The following is a 3,005-nucleotide window of genomic DNA, read 5'->3' as shown; positions in this document are numbered from 1 at the left end:
ACCGCTGGCCGTGGCGCCTGCACGCCACCTACGACGAAACGATCAGCCGTGCCCTCGATGTGTACGAGCGCGTGAACAGCGATACGCCGCTCGCAGGGCTGAACTGGTTCTTCGACCATGCGGAAACAATCTCGGAACGCTCAATGGACCGCATCGCCGCCCTCGGTGGTGGCATTGCGGTGCAGCATCGCATGGCGTACCAAGGCGAGTACTTTGTCGAGCGCTACGGCGCGCAGGCGGCCGAAGCTACGCCGCCCGTCGCGCGCATGCTCGAAAAGGGTGTCAAGGTGTCGGCCGGCACCGACGCGACGCGCGTCGCCTCGTACAATCCCTGGGTATCTCTCGCCTGGCTGGTAACCGGCAAGACCGTGGGAGGCATGAAGCTCTACCCGCAGCGGAACTGTATCGACCGCGAAACGGCTCTGCGTATGTGGTCGGAGAACGTCACGTGGTTCTCCAATGAAGAGGGCAAGAAAGGACGCATTGAGGCTGGCCAGTTCGCCGATCTGATCGTGCCGGATCGCGACTTCATGTCGTGTCCGGAAGTCGACATCGCTGATACGACGTCGACGCTTACCGTCGTGGGCGGCAAGGTCGTGTTCGCTAGCGGCCCCTTTGCAGACTTCGATGTGCCGCTGCCGCCCGCCACGCCCGACTGGTCACCGGTGCGCCGTTTCGGCGGATATGGGGCTTGGGGCGCGCAAGGCGGCAGCGAAGGTGCACCGTTGCAGCGCGTCGCGGCTCAACGGTGCGCGTGCGCGAATGTGTGTGGGCTGCACGGCCATGCGCACGCCGCGGCATGGGCAAGCAGCGTGCCGGCATCCGACCTCAAAAGCTTCTGGGGCGCGTTAGGATGTGCCTGCTGGGCGGTCTAGCCGCCCAGCGGCAGGACGGTATCGCCACGCCTCCCAGCCTGGGGTGTGCGTTACTGCAGTGCGATACCGCCCGCCGTGTCATGGCAGGTCATGATGCGATACGCCACAACACGTCATACCCGCACCATGCATTTTCACTGGACAGTGGTACTACTGACAGGGACGCTAGACGGTCACACCCGTCGCTCTAACGTCTGATGCCACGTGTCGATGACCGGGATCCAAGAAGCGCGGAGATCCGATAGCGCCCCGCGCCGGCGATTGCAACGGTTCCGAAGATGATGAGAAGCATCCAGGCGAACTGTCCCTGTTCGAGCGTCCAGTCGCGATGCACCACCGCAAGCGCCATCAAAGTAATGAGCAGAATGGGAAGCGCCGCAACGCGTGTGCCGATGCCCGCGATCATCAAAAGCGGACAGAAGACCTCGCCAAAGATCGCAAAGCATAGGGTCAGTGTCTTGCCGATGTGCAGCGGGTCCTCTATTGCCGCAACCTGGCTGGCGTAGTGCATCGCCTTAGGTAACCCATGGACCAGCAGCACCAGGACGCTCCCCGTCACACGAAGATACAGCAACCCCGCGTCCGCCAGACGCGGGTGAGTCCCCTCAGAGGTGGTGTGCATATGTTCTCCAGATGAATGTACAGGATAAGCACTTCGGCAAGCGTTAATTGCGCCCGGTGTTTAATATGTTGCAGCGCCATTCACAGTGTGCGCATTCAGCAATCGACAGTGACTTTCGACCGCAAGCAGATCTCCGTTCTCAGTTGACACTGCGTTCTTAATGTACATGATGATGCCGACCCGGATGGTGCTGTCGCGCTGCCGTGAAGCTCCCGTATTAGGCTTAGTATGAGCTCACGCTTTCGACGGCTTGACGGGTTTGGCTGTCTTGCGGCTCGCGATATGATTAACAGGCCCAATGGAGTTGCGAATGCGGATTAAGCGTCCTGGCGTCGCCACTTTCCTGAGCGCAGACGCTGCCATGGCGATACTCACGGTCGTTCGCTGCGGGCATCCGTTGGCGAGGTGCTCCTTGCCATGAGTGACACTGCCCTGGCGGCGCCGCTACCCGCTTCGCCTCCGCCTGCACCGGCGCTCATGATGTCGCCGGCGCACACGCGCCTGCTGCTCATGGGCCTTGGCCTCGCCACCGGGATGGAGTTCTATACGTTCGACAGCATGAACCTGATACTGGCGGATCTGACCGGCACGTTGGGCGTGTCCGCGGACGAAGCCAGCTGGCTGCTGACCGTCTATAGCTGCGCGCTGTTTCTCGGCGTACCTGTCTCGATCTGGATGGCCGGGCACTATGGCTACAAGCGCTTCCTGCTCTCGACCATCGTCGTGTTCGCGATCGCCTCGATGGGTTGCGCGATCTCTCCGGATCTGCGTACGATGCTGATCTGGCGCGCCGTCCAGGGACTGGCCGGCGCGGGTCTCGTCGTATGGTGGCGCGCGAGCATCTACGTGCTGATGCCCAAACCGCAGCGCAGCCCGTCGCTGATGAAGGCGTCCACGCTGCTTTATCTGTCGAGCGCGGCCGGGCTTCTGGTCAGCGGCTATATCACGGACCATTCCAACTGGCGGCTGATCTTCCTGCCGAACCTGTTGTACGCGTCCGCCGCGATATGGCTGCTGGCTCGCTACTTCCCCACACTGCCGCCGCCCGCCTCCGAACGCGTGGTGAGCACGGACTGGCTCGGCATCGTGCTTCTCGCGACGGCGCTGATTTCGCTGCAGATCATCCTCAATCGCGGCGAAATCGACGACTGGTTCGGCTCGCTGCATATTCGTCTGCTCGCCTGGACGAGCGGCGCGGCCCTGCTTCTCTTCGTTGTCTGGCAGGCGAGTCCGGCGAACCGGACGCCGCTGCTCTGGCTCGGGCTGCTGCGTGACCGTTATGTGTTGTCGTCGGCGTTGATCGGCGTCTTCACCGGCATGATCCTGTCGGGCAGCCTGTTCGTTCTGCCTGAGTTTCTGCGCAATCTCTCGACCCATACCTATAGCGCGACCCAGACCGGGCAGATCATCTGCATCTATGCGTTGACCGCAGCCGCCATCCGGCCGTTCATGGTCGGCCTCATCGCGCGGATCGGCCAGCGCAAGACGATCGTGATCGCGCTCCTCAT

At 62.3% G+C, this 3,005-nt stretch carries 3 protein-coding genes; 2 read left to right on the top strand and 1 reads right to left on the bottom strand.

Annotated features, from left to right (window positions below; translation table 11 throughout):
- Positions 1 to 875, top strand: an 875-nt coding sequence (locus tag GNZ13_RS02895; protein ID WP_172160324.1) for an amidohydrolase family protein, incomplete at its 5' end; no start/stop codon positions are given.
- Between the two features lie 187 nt (positions 876 to 1,062).
- On the opposite strand, the gene GNZ13_RS02890 is transcribed toward GNZ13_RS02895, so the two are convergent.
- Positions 1,063 to 1,497, bottom strand: coding sequence for a DoxX family protein (locus tag GNZ13_RS02890; protein WP_172160322.1), 435 nt, complete (start codon positions 1,495 to 1,497; stop codon positions 1,063 to 1,065).
- A gap of 417 nt (positions 1,498 to 1,914) precedes the next feature.
- Between GNZ13_RS02890 and GNZ13_RS02885 the strand changes: the two genes are divergently transcribed.
- Positions 1,915 to 3,005 (top strand): MFS transporter (locus GNZ13_RS02885; protein ID WP_236001772.1); only part of this gene is annotated, 1,091 nt, incomplete at its 3' end.

Source organism: Paraburkholderia elongata (genome assembly GCF_013177735.1).
Taxonomy (GTDB): Bacteria; Pseudomonadota; Gammaproteobacteria; order Burkholderiales; family Burkholderiaceae; genus Paraburkholderia; species Paraburkholderia elongata.
Note: the sequence above shows the minus strand (reverse complement) of the source record. Positions and strands in the feature narration are given on the sequence as shown.

Coding starts and splice junctions, on each gene's coding strand:
- GNZ13_RS02890 (WP_172160322.1), bottom strand. CDS start 1,497: ATGCACACCACCTCTGAGGGGACTCACCCGCGTCTGGCGGACGCGGGG.